Below are 1104 nucleotides of genomic sequence, written 5' to 3' on the forward strand. Positions count from 1 at the left end.
GGCCGGCCCCTTTCCAAGACAAGGAAACCGGCCTCGGGCCGTTACGGCTCAAACCTGAGGAACCCTCAAACAATTACCGACCCACGCACCTAGCGAACATGGCTGTTTACAGCCTGCGGGCAAAGATTCCTGCCCTGACTGAAACACTGAACGGCAGGTTCAACGACCACCATGCCTTCCTCACCAAAATGCATCTGAACATTACCGACGGGCACACCCGGACCATTGCCGATCTCAATACCCGGACTGGAGAGGTACTGGGACCGTCCGCCGCGGCCACGGACCTGCTGGTCAGTATCCCTGGCATCAGCGAACATGTTGCGGAAATCATCATCGCCGAAACCGGCGCAGACATGACCGTGTTCCCCACGGCAGGGCACCTGCGGTCATGGGCCGGAACCGCGCCGGGAAACAACGAATCAGCAGGACGGATCAAAAACAGCAAAACCAGACCTGGCGACCCAAACCTCAAGGCCGCCCCCGGCATCGTCGCGTTGGCCATCTCCCGTTCGAAAAAGACGTACTTCGGTGCCAAATACAGAAGACCCGCCGCACGACGCGGACCCATGAAAGCGCTCGTCGCCGTTGAACACGCGATCCTCATTGCCGTCTGGAACATGCTCACGACCGGGGAAAACTACAACGACCCCGGGCCGGACTTCTTCGCCAGACTCCAACCGGCCAAAACACGCGCCGGGCCATCAACCAACTCCAAGCCCTGGGCCACACCGTCACCCCCGAACTTGCACAACAACCCGCCTGACCAGACCGCATTTCCCTTCCGGCACGCGCACCAAAGTGGGTACCTACCGCCCCTCGCAGATTAATATTCGTGAGAGCCTGACACTGCCAGTCAAAAACGACTCGCCACCACTCACACCACGACCGGGCCGGCACACGATGAGCGGCCCCCGGAACCACAAACCCAGGAGCCGCTCACCTCTGCCTCTTGACAACCGCTGTTGCTGCAGGGGCAAGTAGCGGTGCCTGTATCTGGTTCATGACCGCCTGACGGCGGCGACCATGAACCGATCCGCTTAGAGCTTCCTTAGGAGGACATGGAGCCGTGTGCGGTGAAGAAGCCCAGGCCGTAGTCGGGGGTTT

General features: G+C 60.5%; 1 protein-coding gene. It reads left to right on the forward strand.

The window, feature by feature from the left end; translation table 11 throughout:
* Nucleotides 1–827, forward strand: an 827-nt coding sequence (locus tag ABIB45_RS22485) for a transposase (RefSeq protein WP_502914568.1), incomplete at its 5' end; no start/stop codon positions are given.
* Nucleotides 828–1104 lie beyond the last annotated feature (277 nt).

Origin of the sequence: Arthrobacter sp. UYCo732, assembly GCF_040547265.1 — a bacterium.
Classification (GTDB): domain Bacteria; phylum Actinomycetota; class Actinomycetes; order Actinomycetales; family Micrococcaceae; genus Arthrobacter.